Origin of the sequence: Psychrobacter sp. VH5 (genome assembly GCF_050572635.1) — a bacterium.
GTDB classification, from domain to species: Bacteria; Pseudomonadota; Gammaproteobacteria; order Pseudomonadales; family Moraxellaceae; genus Psychrobacter; species Psychrobacter celer.
Map to the genome: position 1 here is coordinate 1382719 of NZ_CP192145.1, position 26613 is coordinate 1409331.

The following is a 26613-nucleotide window of genomic DNA, read 5'->3' on the forward strand; positions in this document are numbered from 1 at the left end:
ATATTAAACGAGCTATATATAGTCAATTCTCAATAAAACAGATACATTATATATCAACGTGGAACTGGTATAAATTTTCCTTGCGTGCTGTGCCTGCGCCGACAGAGGCTGCGTAAAATTTATTCCAGTCCCACTGTATCGTTTTTATACTGAACTCACTATAGCTATAAATAGCGGTATCGGGGTTGCAAACAGTTAAATAGAATATATACAAACCTACCTATTTATTACTATAATAGATAGATTATATCTATAATATAGAGAGCAAGTTATGGGGAAACTGGTTAGTATTGGGGAGGCTGCCAAACATTTCGGGGTTGCTCAATCCACATTAAGACGTTGGGATGAGGATGGTACGTTAGTCGCCAAGCGAACCGAAAACGGGCATAGGCGATATGATTTAAGTGAAATCAGACCGCATTCCTTGAATACACCACCTAAATTAGACCGAAAAACCATTGCTTATGCTCGTGTGTCGAGTCGTGATCAAAAAGACGACTTACTTCTCCAGTCTCAAGTTTTGGAACTTTATTGTGCCAGGCAAGGCTGGACTTTTGAGACGATTACCGATCTTGGTAGTGGAATGGATTATAAAAAGAAAGGCTTAAAAAACCTGCTTGATGACATACTGAGCAATAAAGTTGAACGGCTGGTAATTACCCATAAAGACAGGCTTTTACGATTTGGTGCAGAACTGGTTTTCATGTTGTGTGAGGCTCGTGACGTTGAAGTGGTAATAATCAATCAAGGTGAAGAGTTGAGTTTTGAGCAAGAATTAGCCCAAGATGTATTGGAGATTATCACCGTATTTTCAGCGAGGCTATACGGCTCTCGCAGCAAGAAAAACCAACAATTAATAGAGGCGGTTAAAAAAGCATTATGATCCGTGGACACATTATCGAACTCAAGCCAAACAACGTACAGGCAAATCACCTTGCTCGTGCTTGTGGCGTGGCGAGAAAAGCCTACAACTGGGCTTTGCATGAGTGGCAGCGGCAGTATGCGCTTGACAAAGCGTACCGAGATGCGTGTTTGGCCGCAGGCGTTGAGGTTGCTACTAAAAATCTAAACAAGCCCTCACAGGCGAAGCTCAGACGCGAATTGAACGCCATTAAGCGTGAATTATTCCCCTATATGCTGGAAGTGACCAAATGCGCTCCGCAGGCGGCAATCATGCAGTTGGGTGATGCTTATAACAACTTCTTTAAAGGCTTAGCGAAATACCCAACCGCTCGTAAAAAAGGCCGTGACGATAGATTCAGTTTATCCAACGACCAATTTGCCATTAAAGGTAAATCCATTCGTATCCCAAACTTGGGCTGGGTTCGCTTAAAAGAAGCTTTACGTTTTGACGGCAAGATCATGTCAGCCACCATCTCTAAACGTGGCGGTAAGTGGTTTGTTAGTGTGGCTGTTGAAATACAAAAAGCTGTAATTCCTACTAAAAAGACAGGTAAAAGCGTTGGTGTTGATCTTGGTATTACCGACTTACTGGTTTTATCAGACGGCACTAAAATTAAAGCGCCAAAACCACTTCAAGCAAACCTTAAAAAACTAAGAACGCTAAACAAAGCGCTCAGTCGCACTAAAAAAGGCAGTAAAAACAGAGAAAAAGCGAAAACCAAGCTCTCTCGTTTGCACTATAAGATCAGGTGTATTAGGCAAGATTCTCTCCATCAAATCACAACAAGTCTGGTTAATGAGTTCGATGTGATTGCGATTGAGGATTTGAATGTCAAAGGTATGGTTAAGAACAGGCGGCTATCAAGAGCTATCAGTGACTTGGGTTTCTTTGAGTTTAAGCGACAGCTTATCTACAAAGCCACTGAGCAAGGCAAGGTTGTGAAATCAGTCGGACCCTTCTACCCAAGCTCAAAAACCTGTTCAAGCTGCAATCATATCCTTGGTAAAGATGAGCTAACATTGAAAATGCGTGAGTGGTTGTGCCCTAACTGTCAGGTTTCTCATGACCGTGACCTCAACGCCAGCATCAATATTTTAAATAACGCGACTGTTATTTTAACAGCTGCATAATCCTGTTTATTGGACGGTGAGTTCCATCGCCAATTAAAAAAGTCTGTGGAGTCGTGGTCAGTCTAAATCTCAAATGAGAAATAGCGCGTGACAATGAAGCAGAAAGAAAACGTCAAACCTATCTAATAGTCAATATTGGCTAGGTTTGAGTAAGATTTTTGGAACGGTAAATAACGATGATTAAGGACAGATTATGACAACATCGCAGCACATTTTGGCTTGTATCGATGGCTCGGCCGTGACCGCATCCGTCTGTGATTATGCCGCATGGTACGCCAGTCGAATAAACTTACCCGTTGGTCTGCTGCATGTCAGCGATGTGCCAGCGTCGTTTAGACGTGATCTGTCAGGGGCGATAGGGATTAATAGCCGTGAGTTTTTGTTAGAGGAGCTGGCGCAGTTAGACGAGCAAAGAGCCAAGGTGGTCAATAGCTATAGCAACGCGCTGGTGCAGGATGCCAAAAGCCATATTCGTAATAAGTTTGGTGATCTTGAGGTGCTTATTTATCAAAGACGAGGCAAGTTACTGCCAGCCATTGAGCATTTTGCAGCAGCAAACCGCGCCATCGTGATGGGTCGCCGCGGAGAAGATCACAAATATAGCCGCATCAATATTGGTAGTCAGATAGAGACGGTCGCCCGTGCCTCTGATATTCCCGTGGTGATTTGCTCAGAGACGTTTAAAGAGCCGCGCTCGTATATGATTGCGTTTGATGGTAGCAAGACTGCCATAAAGGCGGTACAAATGGTGGCCAGAAGCCCTATGTTAAAAGGTCTCGATAGCCATGTCGTGATGATTGGCAATCATAATGGTGCCGCCAAACAAAGCCTAAGCGCGGCCGCTGCCCAATTACAAGAGGCGGGTTTTAGCGTAAAGGCGCATCATTTATCGGCCTCCGATGCGGTCGATGGTCTATTAAAGTTTCAATTAGACAATGACATCGATATTATGGTGGTGGGCGCATACGGTCATTCAAAACTACAGCAGTTGTTTTTGGGCAGCACCACCACAGAGATCATCGCCAGCACGTTGTCGCCTGTGGTTTTGCTACGTTAGCCGTTTGCCTTTTTGGGATAATACGCAGTTTTTGGACAGTATGCTATGTTGATTAATGCAGATTTTAATCGCGTCGCCACCTCACTACCCAAGCAGCAGCAATGGTTAAAATCACCGCAAAAGGGGGTAGAGCGCATCATGCTCGATCGTGTGGGTGCAGAAAAAGCTCGTGCCACCAGCTTTGTGCGTTATGCTCCTCAGTCTGACTTTCCGCATCACCGCCATCCGGGCGGTGAGGAGATATTTGTGCTGGCAGGTGAGTTGCACTTTGACGGTGAGACTTTTTTGCACTATAGCTGGATACGTCTGCCGACCGATACACCATTAGAGATGGTATCTGGCCCTAGCGTCGCGACCGTCTATATCAAGACGGGGCATCTGGCGCAGGTCATTGGTTTAGTTAGCTAAGTACTGCTCATTAAGTACTGCCCATTAAACGCCAATCATTTACAGCTTCTTATTGCCTGCGCTTACGTCTGCGCAGGCACCGTGTTATCTGCTGTATGGCCGAAATGGGTGATCGGAAAGAGCTTGTCATAAGCCCAATTATAAGAAAACGTATAAAACAAATAAAAGCCCACCAACGACACATCCATGACAAAAGTATGCCATAAGCTGAATATTTAGATACCATGCCACCATGGGCAGTTACAGTACCTGATACTAGAGCGCTGTGAGCATTTTTTTGGGGTGGCCAAAAGCCTGAGCGAAGGGGTGGAGAGTAGACTGGTGCTGGCGGTTGATGATTTGTATCCTACAGAGTGGCTGGCCGGCTTACTTGAAACGTTTGATAGCCTGTTTCCTAGCGTAGGGTTAGAGCTGCTGGTGGGCGCGTTTCATGACCGAGTACCTCCATGAGTGAATAAAGTGACAGCGCATACAAGACAATGACGCACTGAGCATAAATATGATGCGTCTTATCAGCGGATCGTTAAATATTCTGTTTTTTAATAACCGTATTCTACTTATGACACAATGAGGCGGCAAAACGCAAAGGCTTTGATGCTAAAATCGCCAGTCAGTCATTACGCAGTAAGCAGCAATGCCTTAATAGGCACTTAGTAATAGACACTCAGTACGTGACCCTGTCTATCATTGTTCAAACCTGTGTTTGATGCCGCGTACACTACTTTTAACACCATAGGACACTGTCATGATCGTTTGGCAAAAACCGAATGCATTTAGAATACTTTTTACTTTGCGCGGCTCCGTTATTCCTCATATCTTTCCACAAGTTTTATTGATCAGCTTACTGAGTGCCATCATCTCGGCCATCCAGCACTGGGTTCCCAGCTCCTTTTCTTCTTATGGCGCGGCGCCTTTTACTTTACTTGGCATCGCTCTGTCTTTGTTTTTGGGTTTTCGTAACAATGCCAGTTATCAGCGTTGGTGGGAGGGTCGGCATTTATGGGGGCAGTTGGTATATGATGCGCGCAGTTTTACCCGTCAGGTGCTCTCATTTATCGAGGACGATAGCGAAGCGGGACGACACATGCAGCAGGAGCTGGTGCGTCTAACTATTGCGTTTACTCATGCGCTCAGGCATCGGCTGCGAAGTACCGCGCCGTGGGAGGATGTTGAGCGTTTTGTGGCGCCTGAGTATCATGCAAGCATGCGTCAAGCGGGCAATTTGCCTGAGTATCTATTGCGCCTGCTAGGCAAAAAGCTGGGGCAGGTTCGACGCCAACAGCTCTCCTCTGATCTGATGATACAAAACATGGATGAGCGCGTCACCTCGATGACGATTGTGTTGGCGGCTTGCGAGCGGATTCATAATACGCCACTACCCTTTGCCTATACGCTATTGGTGCATCGTACTACTTATTTGTACTGCTTTATGCTGCCGTTTGGTTTGGCGACGTCCTTGGGCTGGGTGACACCGTTGGTGTGCGGCGTCATTGCTTATACGTTTTTTGGATTGGATGCGCTCAACGAAGAAATCACCGATCCGTTCGGCGTTGCGGCCAATCATTTGCCACTGAGCGCCATCTCACGCACCATCGAGATAAACCTACTAGAAGCTTTGGGAGAGACGGATTTGCCGCCTGAATTGATGTCTCAGGGTGGTTATTTGCAATAATAACACTTGTACGGTTGGAGTCATTAAGAGCTGAGCGCTGTATGCATAGCGCTCAGTTTTTTGTTTTTTGGTGACAGAAATTTTTATATCGAATTAACGATAACAGGCAGATTTTTAGTTAATGATAATTGTTTTCGTTATCATTCGCGTGTAAAATCGGGCACAGTGATTGCGCAAGTGATGCGATAAATATTTGCGTCTATCGCAAAATGACAGGTAGCGCTGAGACATTGATAAGTAAAGAAGAGCCGTTATGTTACGTGTAGAGCAGATGACCATTCGCCGACAAGACAATACTTTGTTAAATGACGTCAGCTTTGAGGTAGGGGCGCGGCAACTGATTGCCTTGATTGGGCACAATGGCTCAGGAAAGTCGACCTTGATTAAAGCCTTGGCAGGCGAGATGGATTGTACGCAAGGCGGTGCGACTTTGGATGAGCGAAGCATTCATGAGTACGGGGGTAAAGCACTGGCGCGTAAGATGGCTTATTTGCCACAGCAGCTCCCAGAAGCGGCAGGCTTTAGCGTGCGAGAGCTGGTGATGCTCGGCCGTTATCCTCATCAAAAATGGCTACAAAAACCCAGTCAAGCGGACCATGACAAGGTAAGTGAGGCCATGCGAGTGACACAGGTTGAGCAATTCGCTGATCGCCTTACCAATACATTGTCAGGGGGGGAGCGTGCGCGGGTATGGCTGGCAATGTGTCTGGCGCAAGACACCGATTATCTGCTGTTAGACGAGCCGCTGGCTGCGCTTGATATGCACTATCAGATTGAGGTGATTGAGCTGATACGCCGCTTGGTCGATGAGCGGGGGTTGAGTGTGGTTATCATCATTCACGACATCAATCTGGCCGCGCAGTATGCCGATCGTATCATCGCCCTAAAAGGCGGACGCATCTGTCACAACGGCGATGTGCTCAGCACCATGCAGCCCAGCGTTTTACACGATATTTTTAATGTCACCATGCAGCTTATGACGCATCCTGTGACAGGGCGGCCGGTGGCTGTTGCTTAAGCTGTGTTTTCTCTTGTCGCTGCGATTTGCGCGGCGCTTCTGTCGGCGGTATGACGATTGTTTTAATACTCTGCTACTACCGTATCTTTTTTTCTAAAGACAATCTGCTATGTTTGCTCATTTTATATTTACTCTTTTATGTGCTGCGCCATCGTTACAAGTTAAGCGTGCTTTTTTGTCAGCTTTATCAATCGTCTCGTTTGACTCTCAGTCGCGCTCAAAGACAGCAATATCACTGACACTAATAACGCTGGTCATGACCATGAGCGGTTGTGATCACGCGCAACCTGTATCCAAGCCGCCATCTGCCGAGTCCACACCATCTGCTAATAGCCTTAAAAATGATGCCTCACAGCGGGTGGTCAGTCCCGATTGGGGCAATGCTGCAACCCTGACGGCAATGGGCTATCCTCCTGTAGCGACGGGCGATGTACGTCTATGGGACAGATGGGTCGACACGCCTAGTCTGCCACCAGATATTGTCGATTTAGGCGGCCGCTATCAGCCGAATGCTGAGCTGGTCGCACAGTTGCCAATAGATATGGTGATTGATAATCCATTTTATGTGCATGCGCGCCGTTTGTATGGCGATGTACCTACCGAGTCGGTGATGTTTTCGGCCAGTGGCAAGGTGGCGACGTGGGCGGATTATACTGAGCCGACGCGTACATTGGGCAGATTGATTGGGCAACCTACCGCCGCTGAGGCTTATATCAAACAAAGCAAGCAAGACATGGAGCAGGCTGGTGCTCAGCTGCAAGCTCGCTATCCTCACGTAAATAAGTTTGCCGTTGTACAGTTTTCTGATGCCAATAACGTGCGCATGTATGTCAATAACAGTCTGTTTAAGCCTGCATTTGCCGCAATGGGCAAAGAGCTTGTGGTCTTAGGTGAGGGCAATAATTACGGTTTTGTATCTAAGCGGGTCGGTGATTTGGCGGCGCTCGATGATGATGTGTGTTTGCTGATTGTGGATCCATTAAGCCCCATTACCCGCGCTGAGATGAAGGACAGTCTGATCTGGCAGCGTTTGGGCTATGGTCAGACGCGCTGTATAGGAGAGCTGGCGCCTATTTGGATCTATGGCGGGATGTCATCGTTGGTCAGTTTGGCCAATCAACTATTAACCGTACAATTACAAGGCGGGGCAGCATCATGAGTACGAGCAGCAAGCGCGTCAGCAGCACTTACACAGCGGTAAGTGACACAACACCTAGCAAACCGCAGCAGATGCCGCCCAATCCCGTCAGCACTCATGCGCACTTTGGGCGATTATGGGTGCTGTTTGCAGTCCTATGTGCTTTGGTCATGGCTAGCAGTTGGGCACTGATTGCGCGTGATTGGCACAGGCCATTGATGGACTTGTTTTTGCCCAGTATGCAGCTGGACATGGGCAGTATGGTGGTACAGATGACTTTGTTGGCCAGCTCATTGGTCGCGTTATTGGCTGGCGGGCTGTTGGGGGCAGTCAGTATTTTATTACAGCAATTGGTCAAAAACCCGCTGGCGTCAGATACCACCCTCGGCGTCGGTGCCGGTGCGCAGCTGGCGATATTGCTGGTGAGTCTGTTTATACCGAGTCTGGCAATCTATGGCGGCATGTATGTGGCGTTTGTAGGGGCGCTGATTAGTATGGGTTTGGTGTTTGCGCTGGCGGCCGCCAGTCGTTTTAATGCGCTGATTTTGGTATTGGCAGGTTTGGTGGTCAATATCTTGTTGGCCGCATTTGCCAATGTCTTATTGTTGTTTTTTGCTGAGCGTAGTAATGGCACATTGTCATGGGCGGCAGGATTTTTGACGCAAAACAGCTGGCATACTACAGCGCTATTATCCTGTGCGACAGTGGGGTTTGTGATTGCTTGCTTACCTCTGCTAAAGCCGCTTGGCATGATGAGCTTGGATGACTGGCAAGCCAAGCGCTTGGGTGTGCCTGTACAAGGTATTCGCGCGCTGGTGGTGCTACTGGTGGCGCTGGTCACAGCGCTGGTGGTCAGCGAAGTGGGTCTGGTGGGTTTTGTAGGCTTGGGCGCAGCAAGCATCGTCAACGCTTTGGGTATTACCGCTATTGGTAAACGATTGCTCGCAGCCTTTGGCTTTGGGGCGCTATTGTTATTACTGACCAATCATGCCGCGCTCCTGCTTGAACCTATCATAGCGATGCCGATTCCTGCAGGGGCGATGACGGGCGTACTGGGTGCACCATTGATTATTTGGCTCATTTTGCGCCAGCGTCATGAGCGGCTCGAGACGGTGTCTGCGCCCATGGTCAATCGCACACAAACCCCTGTGCATCTATGGCGCTGGGTGCTTGGAGTGGTAGGTTTGCTGCTTATCACCTCGCTGGTGGTACAAGATATCAAGGGCTGGACGCTGCTCAGTACTGATTGGGCCATCACTCAGCAATACCGTCTGCCACGCAGCCTCAGTGCGGCTGCGACCGGACTGATGCTGGCGGTGGCGGGGGTGTTGCTGCAAACACTCACGCGTAATCCGATGGCCAGCCCTGAGGTACTCGGTGTCAGCTCAGGCGCTGCACTTGGCGTCATTGGTGGTTTTTTTTGCTTACCGCTGCTGGGGTGGTCAGCAGGTGCAGGTACTCTGCTAGCGGCTGGCCTGATGGGTGCTCTTATAGTACTGTTACTGGTGATTTGGCTAGCGCGGAAAGTCAGCTCAGGTTATCTGCTCTTGGTGGGGGTCGGTATCGCCGCGATGATGGATGGGGTCATGCATATGGTCAAGCTCTCAGGCGACCCGCGGCTTGAGGCGATGCTCAGCTGGCTGTCAGGGACGACCTATAGTGCCCAGCCCAATACCGTTTGGTATCTGATGGGGATAGCGCTGGTTTTGTTTGTACTAAGTTTATTGACTATCAAGCCGCTTAGGGTTTTGGGGTTGGGGGCTAGCATGGCACGCAATCTAGGTGTGGCAGTCAATCCTGTGACGCTCGCGCTTTTGATATTGGTGGCGGCGCTTAGTACGGCAAGTACGCTGGCGGTCGGGCCACTTAGTTTTGTGGGGTTGATGGTGCCCCATGTCGCGACTTCTCTAGGGGCGGTAAAACTGGAACATCAATTGCCCTTAGCCGCCATTTTGGGCGCTGGTGTGATGGTGCTAGCTGATTGGTTTGGGCGTTATGTGATATTTCCTTATGAGCTGCCAGCAGGTACGATCGCTGCGCTGATTGGCGGGACGTATTTCTTGTGGCTGATTGGCAAAGTGCCGATGACTGCGCGTTAAGAATACAATTAACCTATTTCAAAATAGGTACAGCTCTACTGGCATTCATGAATTTCTGAGGGAAATTGAATTGAAGACACGCCCTAACACTTTTAAATGTCTTTACTGAGCATTTGTTCCATACGTATACTGAGTTATATTTGCCAAAAACTTTACTAAAGTTGTCCAAATTAACTGTTCCCCGTAAGCACGGGGATTAACCGTACGCTTAGTAGGGTCTTTAGAATATTCCTAGTAGGCATCTGATAATCAGAACTGTCTTTAGACAATAAAAAACCCTTACAAGCAAACGCTTGTAAGGGTGTCTTGTTTTTCAATATATGGCGGGCCCAGTATCAACCATATTGAAACAATAAATTTTTGATTTATATATTATTATTTAATAATAATTTTACTGTTGTCCTTTCAATAAAGTAAAATCAACAAGGTTGCCTAATGCATCAACCATTGCCATGATTTTAGTGGTTATACCGCCTCTTGATTTACCAGTTGCCTGATGACAAGCCCCCCTTTTGCGCCTTGTCCATGACGATGTACCTTAACAAGAGTGCCATCAATCAGGGCATACTCTAAATCTGCGTCATTCAGAGCATTAAATAGCTTGCTGAATCTATCGCTTTTTACCCATCGACGGTAGCGCTTATAAACACTGTTCCAGTTACCAAATTCAGGGGGCAAATCTCGCCACGGACTACCTGTACGGGCAATCCATAGAACAGCTTCGATAAATAGTCGGTTATTTACCGCTGTTCTACCAACATCGGTCTCTTTACCTGCACAATACGGTGCTATCTTTGCCCACTGGGCATCACTTAGGGTTAATCTAGTCATAACACTATGATTGTCAATTATTCTCTATATGTCAACACACCCTAATAATGCCGTTACATAAGTAAACAGTACGCCAAACTGCTATATCCTCGCTCATCTATAAAACCTATTCTACTAGTAAGCCAATAGTAAGGTCTGTGCTTGATGCTGAGAGCTGAATTCATCGCTCTGTTCTACTCTCTTAACGCCAAGAGAGTAACATTTACTACACAGACGCCCCAGTCTGCTGCCTCTACTATTTTATGGAGACTTATTAGTTATCCTTAAATTCAGCCATTATCTGCCAGCGAGAAGCCAGCATGAATACCTTGACTTTAAATATCAATAATCAAGATTACTCCTTTGAAGATCTTGATCCGCGCACGACAATTCTAGATTTATGTCGTCAACATCTACAAATTACCGGACCCAAAAAAGGCTGTGATCACGGTCAATGCGGTGCCTGTACCATTCTTATCAATGGTGAGCGCATCAACTCGTGCTTGACCCTTGCGGTCATGCATGAGGGCGATGAAATCACCACGATTGAGGGCATCGGAATGCCTGAGTCGTTATCAGCCTTGCAACAAGCCTTTAAAGATCATGATGCCTTTCAGTGTGGGTATTGCACGCCAGGGCAGATTTGTTCCGCCACGGCTTTAATAGAAGAGGTGAAACAAAACTGGCCAAGCTATGTGACGACAGATCTCAAAAACCCGAATGGGTTGTTAGTCCAAGAGATCGCTGAGCGCATGAGTGGCAATATTTGTCGCTGTTCTGCTTACCCCAATATCGTGGATGCTATCTCACAAGTGCTTGAGAGCGAAGTGTCAAATCAGCGTGCTTCTTCTAGTGAAGAGACGACTACAGGTTCGCTGCAAGACTCAGCAGTGACAGGTATTTGGTCACCGCCGCCCAGTCAGTCCCAACTTGGTAATCAATCAGTAAATCATAATAAAAATGCCAGTAGCACAGCAGGAGGCCGCTCATGAAACGCTTTGAATATATCCGTGCCCTTGAACCGCAGCAAGCGGTAATGTTTGCTACTCCTAAAGAAGCCTCGTTTATCGCAGGCGGTACCAATTTGCTTGATCTCATGAAGTTTGAGATTGAAACGCCAACCAAGCTGGTTGATGTGACACGCTTAGAGCTTGAACAGATTGAAGACACTGCCGATGGCGGCCTACGTATCGGAACCTTAGTAAGCAATAGTGATTTGGCCGCGCATCCTAGCGTGATTGCCAATTATCCGGTATTGTCTCGTGCGATACTAGCAGGGGCGACCGGACAGCTGCGCAATAAAGCGACGACTGGCGGTAATTTCCTGCAGCGTACGCGCTGCTACTACTTTTATCATACCGATAGCCCTTGTAATAAGCGTGAACCGGGTACTGGCTGTCCTGCAATTAACGGTGAGAACCGCCCCCTTGCAATTTTAGGCACAAGTGACGCTTGTATTGCTCAACACCCGTCCGATATGGCGGTCGCTATGCGTTTGCTTGACGCTACTATTGAGACTGCCAAAACCGATGGCTCGACTCGGCAGATTCCAATAAAAGACTTTTATTGTCTGCCAAAAGACACTCCCCACATCGAAAACGTCTTAGAGTCAGGCGAGCTTATCACGCATGTCGTGCTGCCAGCGCCTATTAAAGGTATACACACTTATGACAAAGTGCGTGATCGCGCCTCTTATGCTTTTGCGCTTGTATCGTGTGCAGCTGTGATAGACGCTGATGATAATGGCAATTTGACGACAGTACGCTTAGCATTTGGCGGTATTGGTACTCAGCCATGGCGCAATGAAGATGTGGAAGAGTTGTTGACGGATACGCAGGGCGACGATGACACTATCAAACAGGCAGCAGATTTGTTGTTAAAAGATGCCAAAGGTAGCGGTCAAAACGATTTTAAAATACCACTAACACGCCGTTTGCTAAAACAGGTCATTAAGCGTGCATTAGCGGGCGAGGGAGCATAATCATGTCATTATTAGATTCAGTACTACCGGCAGAGCCCACTAACAAAGAGAAGATGGATAAGCCGGTTGAGACGTTATTCGGCAAAACAGCGAGTAATTTGGTAGGTAAACCAATTAACCGCGTCGAGGGCTCGTTAAAGGTTAGCGGTCAAGCTCATTATTCGGCAGAGATTCAACTAGACAATAAAGTGTATGGTGTCTTGGTTGGCTCAACCGTCGCCAAAGGAAAAGTTGAAAAAATCGATAGCGACTCGATTGCCCATATACCAGGTATTATTAAAGTCGTCACTGACCCTAAGCGCTTCTTACGTAACTCACAGCAAGGCACTGAGACCGAAGCACCGACTCAGGGTGTGAGTGAGGTTTTTTATCATGGTGAGCCCATCGCAGTCGTTGTCGCTGAAACTTTTGAAGCGGCGACCGAAGGCGCCAACGCCCTTAAAGTCACTTATAAAGACGAAACCGATCAAGCGGCTTTGGATTTTACTAAAGAGCTGCCTAACGCCCATGAGGTAAATGAGAAAAAAGGCTCGGATAAGAATGCCAAGCACGGAGATCCAGAGCAAGGCCTTGCTGATTCGGCGGTAACCCTTGATCGTGTGTACCATACCCCAAGTCAGAGCAACTCACCGATGGAACCGCATGTTACTTTGGCTCATTGGGAAGATGACAAGCTGGTCTTATATACTTCAAACCAGATGATCGCCTCTTGTAAACAGCAAGTAATGGACGCATTAGATTTGAAGAAAGATCAAGTCGAGCTGATCTCATACTATGTCGGCGGCGGCTTTGGTAGTAAGCTAGGTATCGCGCCAGAATCTATTGCTGCCGCTATTGCTTCCAAAGAAGTCGGTCGTCCGGTACTGATTACTATGACGCGCCCGCAAGTGATGGAGGCGACGGTAAGACGCTCAAACACCCGTCAGCGTATTGCTATTGGTTGTAATGAAGAGGGTATTATTAATACCTTTATTCACGATACCACGACCAGCAACTTGCCAGGCGAGGCGTTCTTTGAACCAACAGCATTATCCACTCACTTTTTGTACCGCGGAGAGAATCGCCGCGTCAGTTATCAGATGGTGGACATGAATCACGTATTATCAGGCTCTATGCGTGCTCCTGGTGAAGCGGTGGGTATGATTGCTGTTGAGTGTGCGATGGATGAGCTGGCGAACAAGCTTGAGATCGACCCTATTGAGCTGCGCCGCCGGAACGAACCTGAAGAAGACCCTAGCGAAGAGATGCCGTTCTCCACCCGTCAGCTAGTCGCTTGTATGGAAAAAGGCGCTGAAGCATTTGGTTGGGATGAGCATAATCCCAAACCTGCCAGCCGACTAGAAGGCGACTGGTGGATAGGTACCGGTATGTCTGGCACTTCTCGTGGCAATATGCTGCAGCCTTCTGAAGCGCGGGCGATACTACAAGTCGATGACTCAAAAGAGCTTGGCGTCAAAGCTATTATCGAAACCGATATGACTGATATTGGGACAGGCTCTTACACCGTATTTACTCAGGTCGCCGCCGATTTATTAGGACTACCTATCGATCATATCGAGATGAAACTTGGCGACAGTGATTTACCGCCAGCATCAGGTTCTGGCGGTAGTTTTGGCGCGGCCAGTGCTGGTAGTGGGGTTTATTTGGCTTGTGAGCAGCTACGCAAAATGCTTGCAAAAAAAGTAGGTCTACATGCCGATACGATTCGTATAGATAACGGTCAAATCAAAAAATCAGGTGAGCACGAGCCTAGTAAGGCAGAAGCCGCTATTGGAGCAAGTAGAGAAAAAGTAGCAGATTTTGTCGATAAAAACTTGGTGGAAAAAGGAGTAGTCGATAAAAGCGAGGTAGATAAAGTATCAGGCTTGGTAGATAAGGCTATAGACTTGGCAGATAAGGTGTCGGCAAAGACAGGTATGCCGCTTCCTGAATTAAAACCTGCAAATGAGCAATACGACTTTGATGATAATCAGTCCTATGCACTAGCTGATATTATTGCTAAGTTTGACGAGCAAGAAATCAGCGCCAAAGGCCAGATCAAGCCGGGTAAAAATGGCAAAAACCTTCGCCAAGCCTCGTTTGGGGCCAACTTCGCTGAAGTGGCGGTACATAAAGTCACCGGTGAGATTCGCGTCAAGCGTATGACTGGCGTGTATGCAGCAGGACGTATTCTCAACCATAAGCTTGCAACCTCGCAGTGTTATGGCGGTATGGTATTTGGTATAGGTTCTGCTTTGATGGAAGAGGTCATTCATGACAAGCACGATGGGCGCTTATGTAACCATGACCTTGCCGAGTACCATGTGCCGGTCAACGCTGACGTACCGCAGTTGGATGTGATTTTGTTAGAAGAGGATGACCCTTATACCAACCCTATGCATATTAAAGGTATTGGGGAAACCTCTATATCAGGGTCAGCGGCAGCCATTGCCAATGCCATTTATAATGCAGTCGGGGTGCGTGTTTATGACTTCCCGATTACTTTGGACAAAATCTTAGCCGATATGCCTGAGTAATAGTCGACATCGAAGTATAGCCCCTGTTGAATAAAACCTGCTGAATGATAATTCTAATCTTAAGCAGGTTTTATTTATCTTATCCCTAAAAGTATAAAAAGAAACGCAAAAATATGAATCAAGTCGCAGACATTCTACAGCTCGCCTTTGACGCACGGCAGCAGCACGTTGATGCGGTGCTCGCGACAGTCGTGCGCACTGAAGGCTCAGCTTATCGTAAACCTGGCGCTATGATGCTTATTTGCGAGGATGGTCGCTCAGCAGGTATGATAAGCGGCGGCTGCCTTGAACCGCACATTATTAAACGCGCCTTTTGGCTGACGCGTCATGGCGCAAGCGTGCAGGTCTATCAAACCGGTGATGAGCAAAAAGAAGACTTGGAGGATGAGCTAGAGGAAAAGTTAGATAATGATGCTATAGATTTTGCAGTAGACTTAGAAGACGAGCTGAATTTTGGTTTAGGCTGCAATGGTAAAGTTCATGTGTTATTTGAGCGTTTATCTTCAGCTATGCCGTATTTAGATTTAATTCAGAAAGTTCGTCAAAGTGGAGAGTCTACTACTGTCGCTACTTTAATACGCTCTAACAGCTCTGAGGTGACCGTTGGTACTAGGGTTCATTTAAACGCAAGTTTTTTAGATGACAATAAAAACTCACAAAAGATACCAGAGCAAACCACAAATTTACCAAAGCCAGTAATCGATGAGTTATCTGCTTATAAAGTGAGTAAAAGACACGCTGATTATCTGGTTTTAAAAAGTCCGGTTGCAAATGACAATAGCTCAAAAAACGCTATACAAACCGAGTGGTTAGTGCAACGCGTGCAACCGCAGATTCGACTTTTGGTTTGCGGAGCAGGCAATGATGTCATGCCGCTAGTAACCATGGCAAAGCTGCAAGATTGGCACGTCACCGTGATCGATAGTCGGCCGCAGTATGCCACTCGCCAGCGTTTCCCGCAGGCTGATGCTGCGTTATACGTGGCTCTTAACGATAGCGAAACTCTACTTAAACTGAGTCAAAATGCAGCGGTAGCACTAATGTCGCATAGCCTCAGCCAAGATCGGGCACGCTTAGCTGTCTTGTTAAAGAATGCCAATCATTGTAATTACATCGGTCAGTTAGGCCCGCGCTATCGTACTGAGCGTTTGATTAAGGAGATTAGCGCAACTTGCGCTGACCCTACCGCCTTGGCAGACGGTATCAATCAGCTGCACTACCCTATCGGTTATAAGCTTGGCGGTGATGGCCCTGAAGCGTTAGCGCTAAGTATCATCGCGCAAATTAGCGCCGTCGTTTATGAGCAAGTTGCGGTTACTAAAGAGTTAGCGCAGCCAAAAGCCAGCTATGAATGACAAGGGTAGCTCATCATTCAATCAAAATAAACCTCCAAATCATGCGGTCATTATTTTAGCCAGCGGATTAAGTCATCGATTAGGTCAGCCAAAGCAGCTTCTAGAAAAACAAGGTAAACCATTAATTAACTATATGACGATGCTTGCTTTGGTGACTCAGCCAAAAGCTGTTATTGTCGTCATTCCTCAGCAAGATACAGCTATTACTGACGTTATCGAAACGGCTGTTAACCGTTTGACAGCGCCAAACTCAAGCATACAAATCGTTAGTAACCCTAATCCACAATTAGGAATGGCAAAGAGCTTATCTTTAGCTATTGATGCATTAAAATCTCAGCATGATTTAGCGATGAAGCGCGTATTGATTATGGGCGTGGATCAAGTATTATTAAGCGCTCCTCATTTAGATCAACTGCTAGCACAAGATAATATAGTCGTCGCCAGTCGTTACCCGAATTTGGATGAGAGATTTATTATTGATGATAATAAGCATGATATCGTGGGTGTGCCATTAGTTGTCAGTTATAAAGTACTAAAATCATGGCAATCCTCGCTCAGTGGCGATAGAGGCTTGCGGCAATTTATTAGAGCGCTAGCTTCTGAGAAAGTCACCACGGTGGCTCACTCAAATCTTAGCTATGATATTGATACTCCTAAACAATTAGCTTATGCTCGACAGCAAGGATGGCTTGATTATTGATATAACTGCCTATAGAACAGTAATTATTTGCCGCTTTGTTTAGCTATTGAGTCTAGGGGCTGTTTAGAAATACATAATTTTGACGACAACAGCGCCCGTAATCGCTTATACTCTTTTATGACCCCATTATTGGGAGTACCTTTTTGTATTCACCTGTTTTAAAGCCTGATATTTTTGATCCACAAGCACAGAATAGCTCAGTGTTATCCTCTGTCGACTCTGCTCGTGCCAGTCATTTAGGCGCTGATCATTCGGTGGTTGATAGTAAACCGCTAACCGATGGTTTTTCGCGGCGGCTGACTTATTTACGTCTTTCTATCACTGATTTTTGTAACTTTCGCTGTGAGTATTGTCTGCCAAACGGTTACCAAGGCAAACGCCCCTCCGATGAGCTCAGCGTCGCTGAAATCAAAACTTTGATTCAAGGCTTTGCGCAAGTGGGCACGCAAAAGGTGCGTATCACTGGTGGCGAGCCGTCGATCAGACGCGATGTGGTGGAGATTATCGAAACGATCAAGAATACCGCTGGTATCGAGATGGTCGCAATGACTAGCAATGGCTACAAGCTTGGCAAGCACCTAGCCAACTGGCAGGCGGCAGGACTAAACCAGCTCAACATCAGTATGGATAGTTTCGATGCCGATACTTTTCATCAGATGACGGGCTTTAATACCCAGCCCCAGCTGATGCGCGACATGGACACCCTCCTAGCGACTACTGATATTAAGCTCAAAATTAATAGTATCTTAATGGCGGAGACTGCTTTTCAAAACTTAATTGACGCGATGGACTACGTCAAAGACCGTCCTGTGACCTACCGCTTTATCGAGTTTATGCAGACCAGTGACAACAGCGATTTGTTTTTTGCTCAGCATGCGCAGTCTGATATGATTACGGATTATCTGCTCGAGCGCGGTTGGCAGTCGCATGATCGCGGTAGCGCTGATGGCCCTGCAATAGAATACAGCCATCCTGACTATCTCGGGCGTATCGGTATGATTGCCCCTTATGCCGCGCACTTTTGTGATAACTGTAATCGTCTTCGCGTGAGTAGCCAAGGCAAAGTGCATCTGTGTCTATTTGATGAAGGTAATTACGATATTCGAGATTATCTAAAAAACGACGATGTGCAAGGTCTAGTCAACACCTTGCATAGCTTTATGCCGATTAAGCCTGAGCATCACCATCTGCATGAGTCTAATAGCGGCATGATGCATAATTTATCGATTATCGGTGGTTAGAGCATTTAGATGGAGCTCTCACAGTAAAACGGCAAACTGTCAAACTGTCAAACTGTCAAACTGTCAAACTGTCAAACTGTCAAAATAAAATATTTAAACTTATCAAATGATTAGAATTAGGAATATCTATGTCTAAGCCTGCTGCAGAATTTACCCCGCTGAATATTGCTGTGCTTTGTGTCTCTGACAGTCGTACGCTTGAGGAGGATAGCTCAGGGCAGTACTTAGCCGATAGCTTGGTTGAGGCGGGTCACCACTTAGCTGATCGTCAGCTGATTACTGATGATATTTATCAAATTCGTGCGGTCATTAGTGGCTGGATTGATGATCCTAATGTGCATGCAGTAATCACCACAGGCGGCACTGGGTTTTTTATCCGTGATAGTATGCCAGAAGCGGTCAGCGTATTGTTTGACAAGTCGATTGACGGTTTTGGCGAGATGTTCCGTTTGCTCTCCAAAGATGATATCGGTATGTCAACCATTCAGTCGCGCGCTATCGCTGGTATGGCCAATGGCACAGGCATCTTCTGCCTGCCGGGTTCGACCGGTGCTTGCCGTACCGGCTGGAATGATATCTTAAAAGAGCAGTTCGATAACCGTACCCGTCCTTGTAACTTCGTTGCGCACTTTATGCGCGCCAATCCAGGTCACGACTAGCGTTTTGAGACTTATAAAATATAAGTAACCTTTAATGAGTTAAGAAAAATACATGTCTATATCTTCTGATTATAAAAATGCTCCGACTAATACTGCAAACCACGCGCACGCTACCCTATCGCATTTAGACAGCGATGGTGAGATTCATATGGTCGATGTGGGCCACAAAACAGCTACTACTAGAGAAGCGCATGCTGTTGGTCAGGTGTGTTTTCCAGCGGACATCTATGGTCAAATAAAAGCCGCTGATGGCATGACAAAAAAAGGCAGTATCACCCAAACTGCCCATATCGCAGGTATTATGGCAGCCAAGCGTACTCATGATTTGATTCCGCTTTGTCATCCATTGCCGCTAGATAAGATTGGCTTAAGTTTCGAGTATGACGACAGCTTACATAGCATCATGGTCAATGCAACGGTGAAAGTCACTCACAAAACTGGGGTGGAGATGGAAGCGCTGACCGCTGTTAGCGTGGCTTGCCTGACCATCTATGACATGACCAAAGCGCTGTCGCATGACATCGTGATTGATGGAGTCAAACTCATGACTAAGACCGGTGGCAAGTCAGATTATAACCATCAAGTAACGTAGTCTAAGTGTGATGTTTTATCAAAAATAATTTTAGCAAATAAACGATTTCAAGCAACGCCGCACTTTTCCATGCAGCGCCGCTCTATAGGAGTAGTAAGATGACTGACAATACAAATGATTTGATGAACATCAATGTACTGTATTTTGCCAGTCTTGCGGACGAAGCCAATTGTCAGCAAGAGCAAGTCACGCTTGCCCCTGATACTTCACTAGCTCAGCTATATGAGCAGCTTCGCGATAAGCATCACTTTAGCCGTCCGCAAGCCGATCTGCGTGTGGCGGTAAATGATTACTTTGCCAAATGGGATGACCCGATTAATGATGGCGATAGCGTGGTGTTTATTACCCCTGTGGCAGGCGGCTAGTCGCTAATTATCTGTCGTAGACTACAGCTCTAGCCTAGCAAAAATAACACAACTCAAAATAGTCGAACTAAACTAGAACCAATTCATAATCTGAGCATATCAATGACTGGTGAGAATAAAAACAACGAAATAAAAATTGGCGATAAAGAAGACGTACATAGCCAATCGATGCAAATCAAGCGCAGTGCTGATGACGCTTATGCTATCGCTGAGCGTGATGGTTTTGCGCTATTAGATGAAGCTATTGATGAGACGCGCCTTAGAGCCATGCTCGATGACGACAGCTGCGGTGCTTTTGCTTGTTTTGAAGGTCGCGTGCGCAATCATAATAATGCCAGCTGTGTCGAGCGTTTGACTTACTACGGCTATGAGGATTTGGCGATTAACCAAGGTCGGCAAATCATGGATGAGGCTAAAGAAAAATTTGAGATTACCGCTGCGGTTGCCATTCACCGTATCGGCGCATTAGAGATTGGCGATATTGCCGTTTGGATCGGTGTGATCTCCGCCCACCGCTATCCGGCGTTTGATGCTTGCCGCTGGATCCTCGATACCATCAAAGCCGATATTCCCGTTTGGAAGCAAGAATATTATGACAATGAGTCGCCCAAATGGCTAAGCAACAACGGTTAACTCATGATGACTAATAGATAATGGGGCTGTAGTAGATAAGGATTAAATATCACACTATTTTCTCAAGGTTTTCAGCTGATTAGATGGTGAGCCATAGTTAAATCTAAACTCGCACTCTTTTAAAAACAAATGGAAGTTCTTCTTATCGATTCCATTATACTTTCTTAGAGTTCGTTTAGACTGATTCCAGAAGTTCTCAATGCCATTGATGTGATTGTTCTTACCGCAAGTGAACTCTATAGAGTGATTGACTCTGAAATGTTTAAACTCGCTCACATCCAGTGCATTGTAACTTCGATAGCTATCCGTATAAACAAAGCTGTCAGGCTTGATTTTACGCTTAATAACAGGCATTAGAGTAGTCTGTTTGGTGTCTGCTACGACAATGGTATACACCTTACCGTTTCGTTTTAGAATACCAAATACAGCGGTTTTGCCAGCAGCCCCGCGACCTCTTTTGCCTTTGCGTACACCGCCAAAGTAACTTTCATCTAATTCGACCTCACCATCAAAAAGCTCATCAGCTTCTAATGAGAGATGGTAATCTATCACAAGTCTTATTTTATGATAAAAAAGTGCAGCAGTATTAGGCTGAATATCAAGCAAATCTGCGGCTGTTCTAGCAGTCACTTCAGCTGTGAAAAACTCTAACAGCCTTCGCTGTACTTTTTTACTTAGTTTACAACGGGTTATCTTCATAAAAGTAGTCTAGCATAGTGCTTATCTACTACAGCCCCAGATATTAATAACTATAAATAATTATAAAAACTCGAAGTATGATTTCAAAGCTTGGTTACCTAGAGTAGCCAAGCTTTTTTAGTATTTAATAACGAGTACAAAAACAGTCATGCTTTTAAAGACTTAATAAGTACGACCAAGATTTATTGCGCCGGTAAGTGCGTCGTCTATCTTTGTAACACTGCTGCAATCTAAAACGTTATTGTTAAACCTATGTGTTGTTTTGTGTGATTAGTCCGCTATTACTTGAGCCTTTTACCGTTTTTGCTATGGTAATAGCTCAACAGCAATCATATAGGAAAGACTTATGAGTAAAAACAATAATAAAGAGCGCATTATCGATAATTCAGAAGATCTGAAAGATAAAATCACTGAGTCTATGGATGCCTTTAAACTGCGGGCAGATCTGTTAGTGGCGAATTTAAAAGAGGGCGGCAATGATGGTTATGATCATTCAACCTCTAGCGCCGGCGAGAAAGGTCTAAAGTCAGACAAAGTATCCGAGCTTACCGTTATCGCACCGCTAAAAGACGGCGGCGCTGCCCGTCTCAAAGAGATTCTAAAAATAGCAGGGGGCAATCTAAAAGGCGCGACAAGGGTAGGCACTTTGCACGATTTGCGGTTCGTCTTTTTAGATAATGATACAAGAGTGCTTTTTTGCACCGCTTATGACGGCGACTGGGATCCTTATATTGATGATTTCGCCACCAAAATTCCTGAACTCATGGATATTTTATTCGGCAATGTCGAGGGCTGGCCGGGTATCAAAGACCCAAGTGTTAAGCAGTTTATTCTTGATCATCAGATTACCGCTGCAGGCTGGTACGTAGGCGTCCCGCATCTGACGGTACAAGATATTCGCCGTCATGAGCGTATTGTTAAAGGCATCAATAAAGCTTTAGATGAAGCGCAAACAAACTAATTTTTTAGACATTGTATTTTTAAGCGCATAAATTTCAGGGCTTTGATACGGTCATACTTTAATAACGATAAAAAATGAATAGGGCGATGTATGAGTAATGATTATAACAAACCTTTAATGGGATTGACCGATAAGTTGCAAGACTTAAAAGATGAGTTTGGCAATCGCATCGAAAACAGTGATTTTGAGACGTGGCTTAAAGGGATGAAAGAGGAAGTCGGTGACGGTATTGAGATGATGGCTCGTAGGGCGCGCGGGGTCTTTAACCCCAATCTCGTCACCATGCAGCTAAAAGATATTCAATCCATCGTCCTACGTGAGCGTCCCACCCCATATTTTGGCACGGTATTAGCACTAAAAATCAATAATGCTGACGTTGGCAAACAAATGCTAGCGCAGGTGTTGCCTGATGTAACCGGTAGTGAAGACTGGCACAAAGACATGCAAGCCACGCTGTCTATCGTCATGACTTACGAGGGTCTACAAGCGTTAGGTGTACCGCAGTCATCACTTGATAGCTTTCCTGAGTCTTTTAAAGCAGGTATGGCAGCGCGTGCTGAGCAGTTGCGCGATTTTGATGTTAATGCCCCTGAGAATTGGATGGCACCTTTTGGGGATAAGGGTGATATCCATGTGGGCGCGGCTATTATCGCTGATACCAAAGATAAATGGCAGGCCAAACTTGACGAGCTTCGAGATAATCTTACCGATCATATCGATGTGGACAATCCTGCTAATGGTGATGTAGAAATCCTAATCGAGCAGGACTTTGGTTCAAATGACAACGTCAAAAACGTCTTTGGTTATCGTGATGGTATCAGTAATCCTGAGATTCAAGGCAGTGGTATTCAGACGCCTTCGAACCATGACGGCGATCCTATTGCCGCAGGGGAGTTTGTGCTCGGTTACGAAGGGGAGGCAGGAATAGTTGCGCCTATGCCGCAGCCTGAAGTCTTAGGCAAGAACGGCTCGTTTATGGTGTTACGTGCTTATCATAGCCATGTTGCTACTTTTAATAAATACCGCAAAGATAATACCGACAGCGAGGAAGAAGCGGAGCTGCTAGGTGCAAAAATGTGGGGACGCTGGCGTTCAGGCGCGCCGCTCGTTTTGTCTCCCGATCATGATGATAAAGCGCTTGGCGATGATCCTAGCCGCAATAACGACTTTGGTTATAAAGACGATCCTTACGGTAAAAAGTGTCCGTTTGGCGCGCATATCAGGCGTATGAACCCACGCGATAGCGAAGATTTTATTTTATCCGATGTGCGTATTCACCGTATCGTTAGACGTAGCGTGGGCTTTGGTGAAGTTGTGCCACCCGATGTAATAGAGGACGATGGCAAAGATCGCGGTCTGTTTTTTATTGGTATTAATGCTCATGCCATGGAGACGGTTGAGTTCTTGCAATCACAGTGGATCAACGATGGCAACTTTATGAGCTTAGGCGAAGAAAAAGATCCTATGGTTGGTTTGCACTCTGGTGATAAAGACAGCGATGCAGATACCTTTAATGTTCCGGCTGATCCAATTCGCAAACGCTACCATGGTATTGAAACCTTTAATACCTTGCACGGCGGCGAGTACTTTTTTATTCCGAGTTTATCGGCGCTAAAATGGATTAGCGAGCTGTCTTAACTCTCAGTACCATTTATAATAGTCACCACTTAACAATAATAATCATGAATAAAATTAGGAAATATAATGCTAAAAAAATTATTTAAACCCAAATACGTCCCCTACGATCCAAAATATATCGAATTAAATGCTGAGGACGAAAAAAACATTCGTACTATTACCGACGATATCAAAAGCTATATTGCGCGTAGTGATAAAGCCAGCAATATCGATTATCACACGCGTGATGCCCATGCCAAGGGGTACTGCGCACTAAAAGCCAAGTTTGAGATATTAGATGATATTCCCAAAGAGTACGCGCAAGGTTTGTATGCTAAAGCGGGCATTCATGATGCGGTGATTCGTTTGTCCAACGGTTCATCTCGAGTATTCGCTGATCGTAAGTTGGGCTTTGCTCAAGGTCTCGCGATTAAAGTCTTTGACGTACCGGGTAAGAAGCTCGCCCCCGGGGAGGAGGACAGTACGACCTTTGATTATAACTTTATCAATCATCCGGTGTTCTTTTGCAATAGAATTGAGGAGTATACCTATCTCTCAAGACTGTTTTTGGAATTACCTAAATACACGGAGAAGGGAGCGATCGGTAAAGCGCAGTTGGCGTTTAACTGGCTGACCAATTACGGCTCAAGATTACCAACCAAAGAGTCGATTAAAACCTTTAAAGCTATCGGCGGCTTTACGAGGATTGAACCAAAAAACACCTTGTTATACGACTTTCATTCGCAAGGTGTGGTGCGTCATGGTGATTATATGGCAAAGATACGGGCAACGCCAACAGCCGCTTCTGTCAAAAAAGTCACGCGCCGTGATGTCGATGTCGACGCCCGCGAAGAGGCGCTGCGACCGCTTATCGTCGAGGAGATACGCGAACATGATTATCAGTTTGATATCCAGATTCAGCTATGCCGTAATCTCAAAAAGCAGCCGATTGAAGAGATTACGACGCAGTGGCAAGAGTCGGATACGCCCTTTGTCACCGTAGCGCGTTTAACCCTTCCTTGCCAAGACGTACCAGATGACGGTAATTTTGAGATTATGGAGAATCTATCCTTTACCCCATTTCGCTGTCTTGAAGAGAACCGTCCTATCGGAAACTTACAACAGTCGCGTCTCAAGGCCTATCAAGTCGCCTCCGAGACTCGCCATAAACTCAACGACGTCAAGCGCCGTGAGCCAAAGAGTTTAAAGGAGACGTTTGCTAAGTCTTTTTTTTAGACTAATCATTTTGAAGTTTATAGATCAAAAAAAGCCAGTCGTTATGTGACTGGCTCTTTTGTATCATAAGAATGTGTCTTGTACTAAACACATCAGCTATTTAAGCTTGGCAATTTATGAGCTATGCTGAAAAAACTGTAGAACCAAACTTGGTAAACTAACGACTCAATGAGGGGTTTATCATGACTAAGAAAATCAGAACCTATAGTGCATCATTCAAAGCAGAGGCCGTTAAAAAGATAGCAGATAATGATGGCAATGTTTCAGCAACGGCAAAGCAGCTTGGCATCGCTATGCAGACATTATCTAACTGGCAAAACAAAGCTAATAAAGGCAAGCTAATCGGCACTAAAGGATATGATCCTGAGCTTATGGCTATACTAGAAGAGAATAAACGTCTTAAACGTGATCTCAAAGTTGCTCAAGAAGAGCGAGACATTCTAAAAAAGGCCACGGCGTACTTCGCGAATGAGGAACGTTAAGAAACAGTCTGGGAGACTGTTTTAGTGACGCAAGGCGAAGGGCTATGCACGCAGTGACAGTTGATGAAGTACGTCTTTATCAAGGATAACCAGAAAATATTTAGCATCACCTGCATGTGTCACGTATTAGATGTTAAGCCATCAAGCTATTACAACTGGATCAATCGTGGTGTCAGTAATCAGCAGATTCATCGCAATCAGTGTGAGTTGCTAGTTCGCGTGGCTCATGATGAGACTAAGCAGCGCTATGGCTATGAGCGATTGCATGCTTACCTTACAAGGCAAGGATATGCCATAAGTAAATATATGGTTAGACGCATTAAAGAAGAGTGCGGCATTAAATGCCGTCGTCACAAGCGCTTTAAAGTCACCACCAACTCAAACCATAACAAGCTTATCTATCCAAACCGTCTAGAACAGAAATTTAATGCCAATCGCCCTAATGAGGCTTGGGTCAGTGACATCACTTATATTTGGACAGATGAGGGTTGGCTATACTTAGCAGGTGTTAAAGACTTATACACCAAAGAGCTTGTCGGTTACGCTATTAACAAGCGTATGACCGCAGATTTAGTATGCCGTGCACTCAACATAGCGATTAAGAATAAACGACCTACTAAAGGGCTAATCGTTCATTCTGATAGAGGCAGTCAGTACTGTAGCCATGCCTACCACAAGATCATTAAACAGCATCAGTTTACAGGATCTATGAGTGGCAAAGGCAATTGTTTCGACAACGCTCCGATAGAAAGTTTCTGGGGCGTATTAAAGAATGAGTTGGTGTATCACGAAGACTATAAAACAAGGTTTGCAGCTATCAGAGATATCATTGGATATATTGAGCTTGAGTACAATCAGACTAGAATCCAAAAGGGTTTGAGCTATAAAACGCCAAGACAGGTGTGGTTTGACTTTTATCGTCAGGCTGCGTAAGTAAAATCTCCCAAGTCAATGTCTACAGATTTGACAGCATAGCTCAGATCTCTGCGTTGGTATAATCTATACCAACAAATATACCAATATTCTATATGGTTCGCCACATACCAAGATATTCGTAAATCTCGAAAAACCCCATAAAAAAAAGGCTTGCCGCATCGCTGCGAACAAGCCTGATTCATTATATGGTGGGCCCAGTAGGACTTGAACCTACGACCAAAGGATTATGAGTCCTCTTTTTTACAACAACAATACACAATACTTATCAATAAGTAGCCGTATATTTTACATTAAAGCCTTTACTCATAAGGTCTCAGGATAAAAACAAAACATAGCTATCAACAAAGAGTCATATCTAACAATATATACAGAGTATCAAAATAGTATCAAATCATTAATGTCGA

24 protein-coding genes and 2 pseudogenes are annotated in these 26613 nt (G+C 45.6%); 23 read left to right on the plus strand and 3 right to left on the minus strand.

What is annotated here, in order from left to right; all coding sequences use genetic code 11:
• The first annotated feature begins 271 nt into the window (after positions 1-271).
• The 4 genes from ACNFVB_RS05850 (at position 272) to ACNFVB_RS05865 (ending at position 3499) form a co-directional block, all read left to right on the plus strand.
• Positions 272-883: an IS607 family transposase gene (locus ACNFVB_RS05850; RefSeq protein WP_105246141.1), complete on the plus strand. Its 612-nt coding sequence runs from the start codon at positions 272-274 to the stop codon at positions 881-883.
• Complete coding sequence (locus ACNFVB_RS05855; protein WP_430738403.1) at positions 880-2034, plus strand: RNA-guided endonuclease InsQ/TnpB family protein; 1155 nt, start codon at positions 880-882, stop codon at positions 2032-2034. The genes ACNFVB_RS05850 and ACNFVB_RS05855 overlap by 4 nt, the downstream gene beginning before the upstream one ends.
• 193 nt (positions 2035-2227) lie before the next feature.
• A complete protein-coding gene (locus ACNFVB_RS05860) occupies positions 2228-3091 on the plus strand; it encodes a universal stress protein (RefSeq protein ID WP_430738404.1) in 864 nt (287 codons plus the stop codon).
• A gap of 45 nt (positions 3092-3136) precedes the next feature.
• Positions 3137-3499, plus strand: a complete 363-nt coding sequence (locus ACNFVB_RS05865; RefSeq protein ID WP_430738405.1) for a cupin domain-containing protein — start codon at positions 3137-3139, stop codon at positions 3497-3499.
• A gap of 62 nt (positions 3500-3561) precedes the next feature.
• On the opposite strand, the gene ACNFVB_RS05870 is transcribed toward ACNFVB_RS05865, so the two are convergent.
• The gene (locus tag ACNFVB_RS05870) at positions 3562-3714 is read right to left on the minus strand and encodes a chlorhexidine efflux transporter (protein WP_430738477.1); all 153 of its coding nucleotides are present in this window, start codon (positions 3712-3714) and stop codon (positions 3562-3564) included.
• 67 nt (positions 3715-3781) lie between these two features.
• Here ACNFVB_RS05870 and ACNFVB_RS05875 point away from each other — a divergent pair, with 67 nt between their 5' ends.
• The 5 genes from ACNFVB_RS05875 (at position 3782) to fhuB (ending at position 9426) form a co-directional block, all read left to right on the plus strand.
• Positions 3782-3949: a hypothetical protein gene (locus ACNFVB_RS05875; RefSeq protein WP_334222643.1), complete on the plus strand. Its 168-nt coding sequence runs from the start codon at positions 3782-3784 to the stop codon at positions 3947-3949.
• Positions 3950-4244: 295 nt separating this feature from the next.
• Entirely contained in the window at positions 4245-5171 is a 927-nt protein-coding gene (locus ACNFVB_RS05880; RefSeq protein ID WP_075101212.1) for a bestrophin family protein, read from the plus strand.
• A gap of 253 nt (positions 5172-5424) precedes the next feature.
• Positions 5425-6189 (plus strand): ABC transporter ATP-binding protein, encoded by a 765-nt coding sequence (locus tag ACNFVB_RS05885; RefSeq protein WP_198336521.1) that lies wholly within the window; start codon positions 5425-5427, stop codon positions 6187-6189.
• A 175-nt stretch (positions 6190-6364) separates the two neighbouring features.
• The gene (locus ACNFVB_RS05890; protein ID WP_430738406.1) at positions 6365-7348 is read left to right on the plus strand and encodes an ABC transporter substrate-binding protein; all 984 of its coding nucleotides are present in this window, start codon (positions 6365-6367) and stop codon (positions 7346-7348) included.
• The gene (gene fhuB, locus ACNFVB_RS05895; RefSeq protein ID WP_430738407.1) at positions 7345-9426 is read left to right on the plus strand and encodes a Fe(3+)-hydroxamate ABC transporter permease FhuB; all 2082 of its coding nucleotides are present in this window, start codon (positions 7345-7347) and stop codon (positions 9424-9426) included. Before ACNFVB_RS05890 ends, fhuB begins: the two co-directional genes overlap by 4 nt.
• 394 nt (positions 9427-9820) lie before the next feature.
• On the opposite strand, the pseudogene ACNFVB_RS05900 reads toward fhuB, so the two are convergent.
• A pseudogene (locus ACNFVB_RS05900) lies at positions 9821-10257 on the minus strand (IS5 family transposase); the annotation flags it as partial.
• A gap of 299 nt (positions 10258-10556) precedes the next feature.
• Between ACNFVB_RS05900 and ACNFVB_RS05905 the strand changes: the two are divergent.
• The 10 genes from ACNFVB_RS05905 to ACNFVB_RS05950 all read left to right on the plus strand — a co-directional run bounded on the left by ACNFVB_RS05905 (position 10557) and on the right by ACNFVB_RS05950 (position 20278).
• Positions 10557-11228: a 2Fe-2S iron-sulfur cluster-binding protein gene (locus ACNFVB_RS05905; RefSeq protein ID WP_430738408.1), complete on the plus strand. Its 672-nt coding sequence runs from the start codon at positions 10557-10559 to the stop codon at positions 11226-11228.
• On the plus strand, positions 11225-12217 hold the full coding sequence (locus ACNFVB_RS05910) for an FAD binding domain-containing protein (RefSeq protein WP_430738409.1): 993 nt from the start codon (positions 11225-11227) through the stop codon (positions 12215-12217). Before ACNFVB_RS05905 ends, ACNFVB_RS05910 begins: the two co-directional genes overlap by 4 nt.
• Positions 12218-12219: 2 nt before the next feature.
• Complete coding sequence (locus ACNFVB_RS05915; RefSeq protein WP_430738410.1) at positions 12220-14733, plus strand: molybdopterin cofactor-binding domain-containing protein; 2514 nt, start codon at positions 12220-12222, stop codon at positions 14731-14733.
• A gap of 113 nt (positions 14734-14846) precedes the next feature.
• Positions 14847-16088 carry an XdhC family protein gene (locus ACNFVB_RS05920; RefSeq protein ID WP_430738411.1) on the plus strand — a complete coding sequence of 414 codons (1242 nt, stop codon included), beginning with the start codon at positions 14847-14849 and terminating at the stop codon, positions 16086-16088.
• Positions 16081-16788 carry a nucleotidyltransferase family protein gene (locus ACNFVB_RS05925; protein ID WP_430738412.1) on the plus strand — a complete coding sequence of 236 codons (708 nt, stop codon included), beginning with the start codon at positions 16081-16083 and terminating at the stop codon, positions 16786-16788. The genes ACNFVB_RS05920 and ACNFVB_RS05925 overlap by 8 nt, the downstream gene beginning before the upstream one ends.
• Before the next feature lie 143 nt (positions 16789-16931).
• Entirely contained in the window at positions 16932-18029 is a 1098-nt protein-coding gene (gene moaA / locus ACNFVB_RS05930; RefSeq protein WP_238062975.1) for a GTP 3',8-cyclase MoaA, read from the plus strand.
• A 128-nt stretch (positions 18030-18157) separates the two neighbouring features.
• The gene (moaB, locus tag ACNFVB_RS05935; protein WP_430738413.1) at positions 18158-18688 is read left to right on the plus strand and encodes a molybdenum cofactor biosynthesis protein B; all 531 of its coding nucleotides are present in this window, start codon (positions 18158-18160) and stop codon (positions 18686-18688) included.
• A 52-nt stretch (positions 18689-18740) separates the two neighbouring features.
• Positions 18741-19280 (plus strand): cyclic pyranopterin monophosphate synthase MoaC, encoded by a 540-nt coding sequence (gene moaC, locus ACNFVB_RS05940; RefSeq protein ID WP_430738414.1) that lies wholly within the window; start codon positions 18741-18743, stop codon positions 19278-19280.
• Positions 19281-19378: 98 nt separating this feature from the next.
• Positions 19379-19645 carry a MoaD/ThiS family protein gene (locus ACNFVB_RS05945; RefSeq protein ID WP_226941024.1) on the plus strand — a complete coding sequence of 89 codons (267 nt, stop codon included), beginning with the start codon at positions 19379-19381 and terminating at the stop codon, positions 19643-19645.
• A gap of 102 nt (positions 19646-19747) precedes the next feature.
• Positions 19748-20278, plus strand: a complete 531-nt coding sequence (locus ACNFVB_RS05950; RefSeq protein ID WP_198336530.1) for a molybdenum cofactor biosynthesis protein MoaE — start codon at positions 19748-19750, stop codon at positions 20276-20278.
• 54 nt (positions 20279-20332) lie between these two features.
• Here ACNFVB_RS05950 and ACNFVB_RS05955 read toward each other — a convergent pair whose 3' ends face one another.
• Entirely contained in the window at positions 20333-20977 is a 645-nt protein-coding gene (locus ACNFVB_RS05955; RefSeq protein ID WP_430738415.1) for an IS1595 family transposase, read from the minus strand.
• 418 nt (positions 20978-21395) lie between these two features.
• Here ACNFVB_RS05955 and ACNFVB_RS05960 point away from each other — a divergent pair, with 418 nt between their 5' ends.
• From ACNFVB_RS05960 to ACNFVB_RS05975, 4 genes and pseudogenes are all read left to right on the plus strand, one after another.
• Positions 21396-21938 carry a hypothetical protein gene (locus ACNFVB_RS05960; RefSeq protein WP_430738478.1) on the plus strand — a complete coding sequence of 181 codons (543 nt, stop codon included), beginning with the start codon at positions 21396-21398 and terminating at the stop codon, positions 21936-21938.
• A 90-nt stretch (positions 21939-22028) separates the two neighbouring features.
• Complete coding sequence (locus ACNFVB_RS05965) at positions 22029-23576, plus strand: Dyp-type peroxidase (RefSeq protein ID WP_430738416.1); 1548 nt, start codon at positions 22029-22031, stop codon at positions 23574-23576.
• Positions 23577-23642: 66 nt separating this feature from the next.
• Entirely contained in the window at positions 23643-24791 is a 1149-nt protein-coding gene (locus ACNFVB_RS05970; RefSeq protein ID WP_093068400.1) for a catalase family protein, read from the plus strand.
• A gap of 182 nt (positions 24792-24973) precedes the next feature.
• A pseudogene (locus tag ACNFVB_RS05975) lies at positions 24974-26206 on the plus strand (IS3 family transposase).
• Positions 26207-26613: the final 407 nt, after the last annotated feature.

Excerpts from the sequence above, each read along its gene's own strand:
- ACNFVB_RS05970 (WP_093068400.1), top strand. The coding sequence starts at position 23,643 with ATGCTAAAAAAATTATTTAAACCCAAATACGTCCCCTACGATCCAAAA.
- ACNFVB_RS05885 (WP_198336521.1), top strand. The coding sequence starts at position 5,425 with ATGTTACGTGTAGAGCAGATGACCATTCGCCGACAAGACAATACTTTG.
- ACNFVB_RS05915 (WP_430738410.1), top strand. The coding sequence starts at position 12,220 with ATGTCATTATTAGATTCAGTACTACCGGCAGAGCCCACTAACAAAGAG.
- ACNFVB_RS05880 (WP_075101212.1), top strand. The coding sequence starts at position 4,245 with ATGATCGTTTGGCAAAAACCGAATGCATTTAGAATACTTTTTACTTTG.
- ACNFVB_RS05905 (WP_430738408.1), top strand. The coding sequence starts at position 10,557 with ATGAATACCTTGACTTTAAATATCAATAATCAAGATTACTCCTTTGAA.
- ACNFVB_RS05965 (WP_430738416.1), top strand. The coding sequence starts at position 22,029 with ATGAGTAATGATTATAACAAACCTTTAATGGGATTGACCGATAAGTTG.
- moaC (WP_430738414.1), top strand. The coding sequence starts at position 18,741 with ATGTCTATATCTTCTGATTATAAAAATGCTCCGACTAATACTGCAAAC.
- ACNFVB_RS05955 (WP_430738415.1), bottom strand. The coding sequence starts at position 20,977 with ATGAAGATAACCCGTTGTAAACTAAGTAAAAAAGTACAGCGAAGGCTG.
- ACNFVB_RS05855 (WP_430738403.1), top strand. The coding sequence starts at position 880 with ATGATCCGTGGACACATTATCGAACTCAAGCCAAACAACGTACAGGCA.
- ACNFVB_RS05945 (WP_226941024.1), top strand. The coding sequence starts at position 19,379 with ATGACTGACAATACAAATGATTTGATGAACATCAATGTACTGTATTTT.
- ACNFVB_RS05860 (WP_430738404.1), top strand. The coding sequence starts at position 2,228 with ATGACAACATCGCAGCACATTTTGGCTTGTATCGATGGCTCGGCCGTG.
- moaB (WP_430738413.1), top strand. The coding sequence starts at position 18,158 with ATGTCTAAGCCTGCTGCAGAATTTACCCCGCTGAATATTGCTGTGCTT.
- fhuB (WP_430738407.1), top strand. The coding sequence starts at position 7,345 with ATGAGTACGAGCAGCAAGCGCGTCAGCAGCACTTACACAGCGGTAAGT.
- ACNFVB_RS05920 (WP_430738411.1), top strand. The coding sequence starts at position 14,847 with ATGAATCAAGTCGCAGACATTCTACAGCTCGCCTTTGACGCACGGCAG.
- ACNFVB_RS05950 (WP_198336530.1), top strand. The coding sequence starts at position 19,748 with ATGACTGGTGAGAATAAAAACAACGAAATAAAAATTGGCGATAAAGAA.
- ACNFVB_RS05850 (WP_105246141.1), top strand. The coding sequence starts at position 272 with ATGGGGAAACTGGTTAGTATTGGGGAGGCTGCCAAACATTTCGGGGTT.
- ACNFVB_RS05925 (WP_430738412.1), top strand. The coding sequence starts at position 16,081 with ATGAATGACAAGGGTAGCTCATCATTCAATCAAAATAAACCTCCAAAT.
- ACNFVB_RS05910 (WP_430738409.1), top strand. The coding sequence starts at position 11,225 with ATGAAACGCTTTGAATATATCCGTGCCCTTGAACCGCAGCAAGCGGTA.
- ACNFVB_RS05960 (WP_430738478.1), top strand. The coding sequence starts at position 21,396 with ATGGATGCCTTTAAACTGCGGGCAGATCTGTTAGTGGCGAATTTAAAA.
- ACNFVB_RS05865 (WP_430738405.1), top strand. The coding sequence starts at position 3,137 with ATGTTGATTAATGCAGATTTTAATCGCGTCGCCACCTCACTACCCAAG.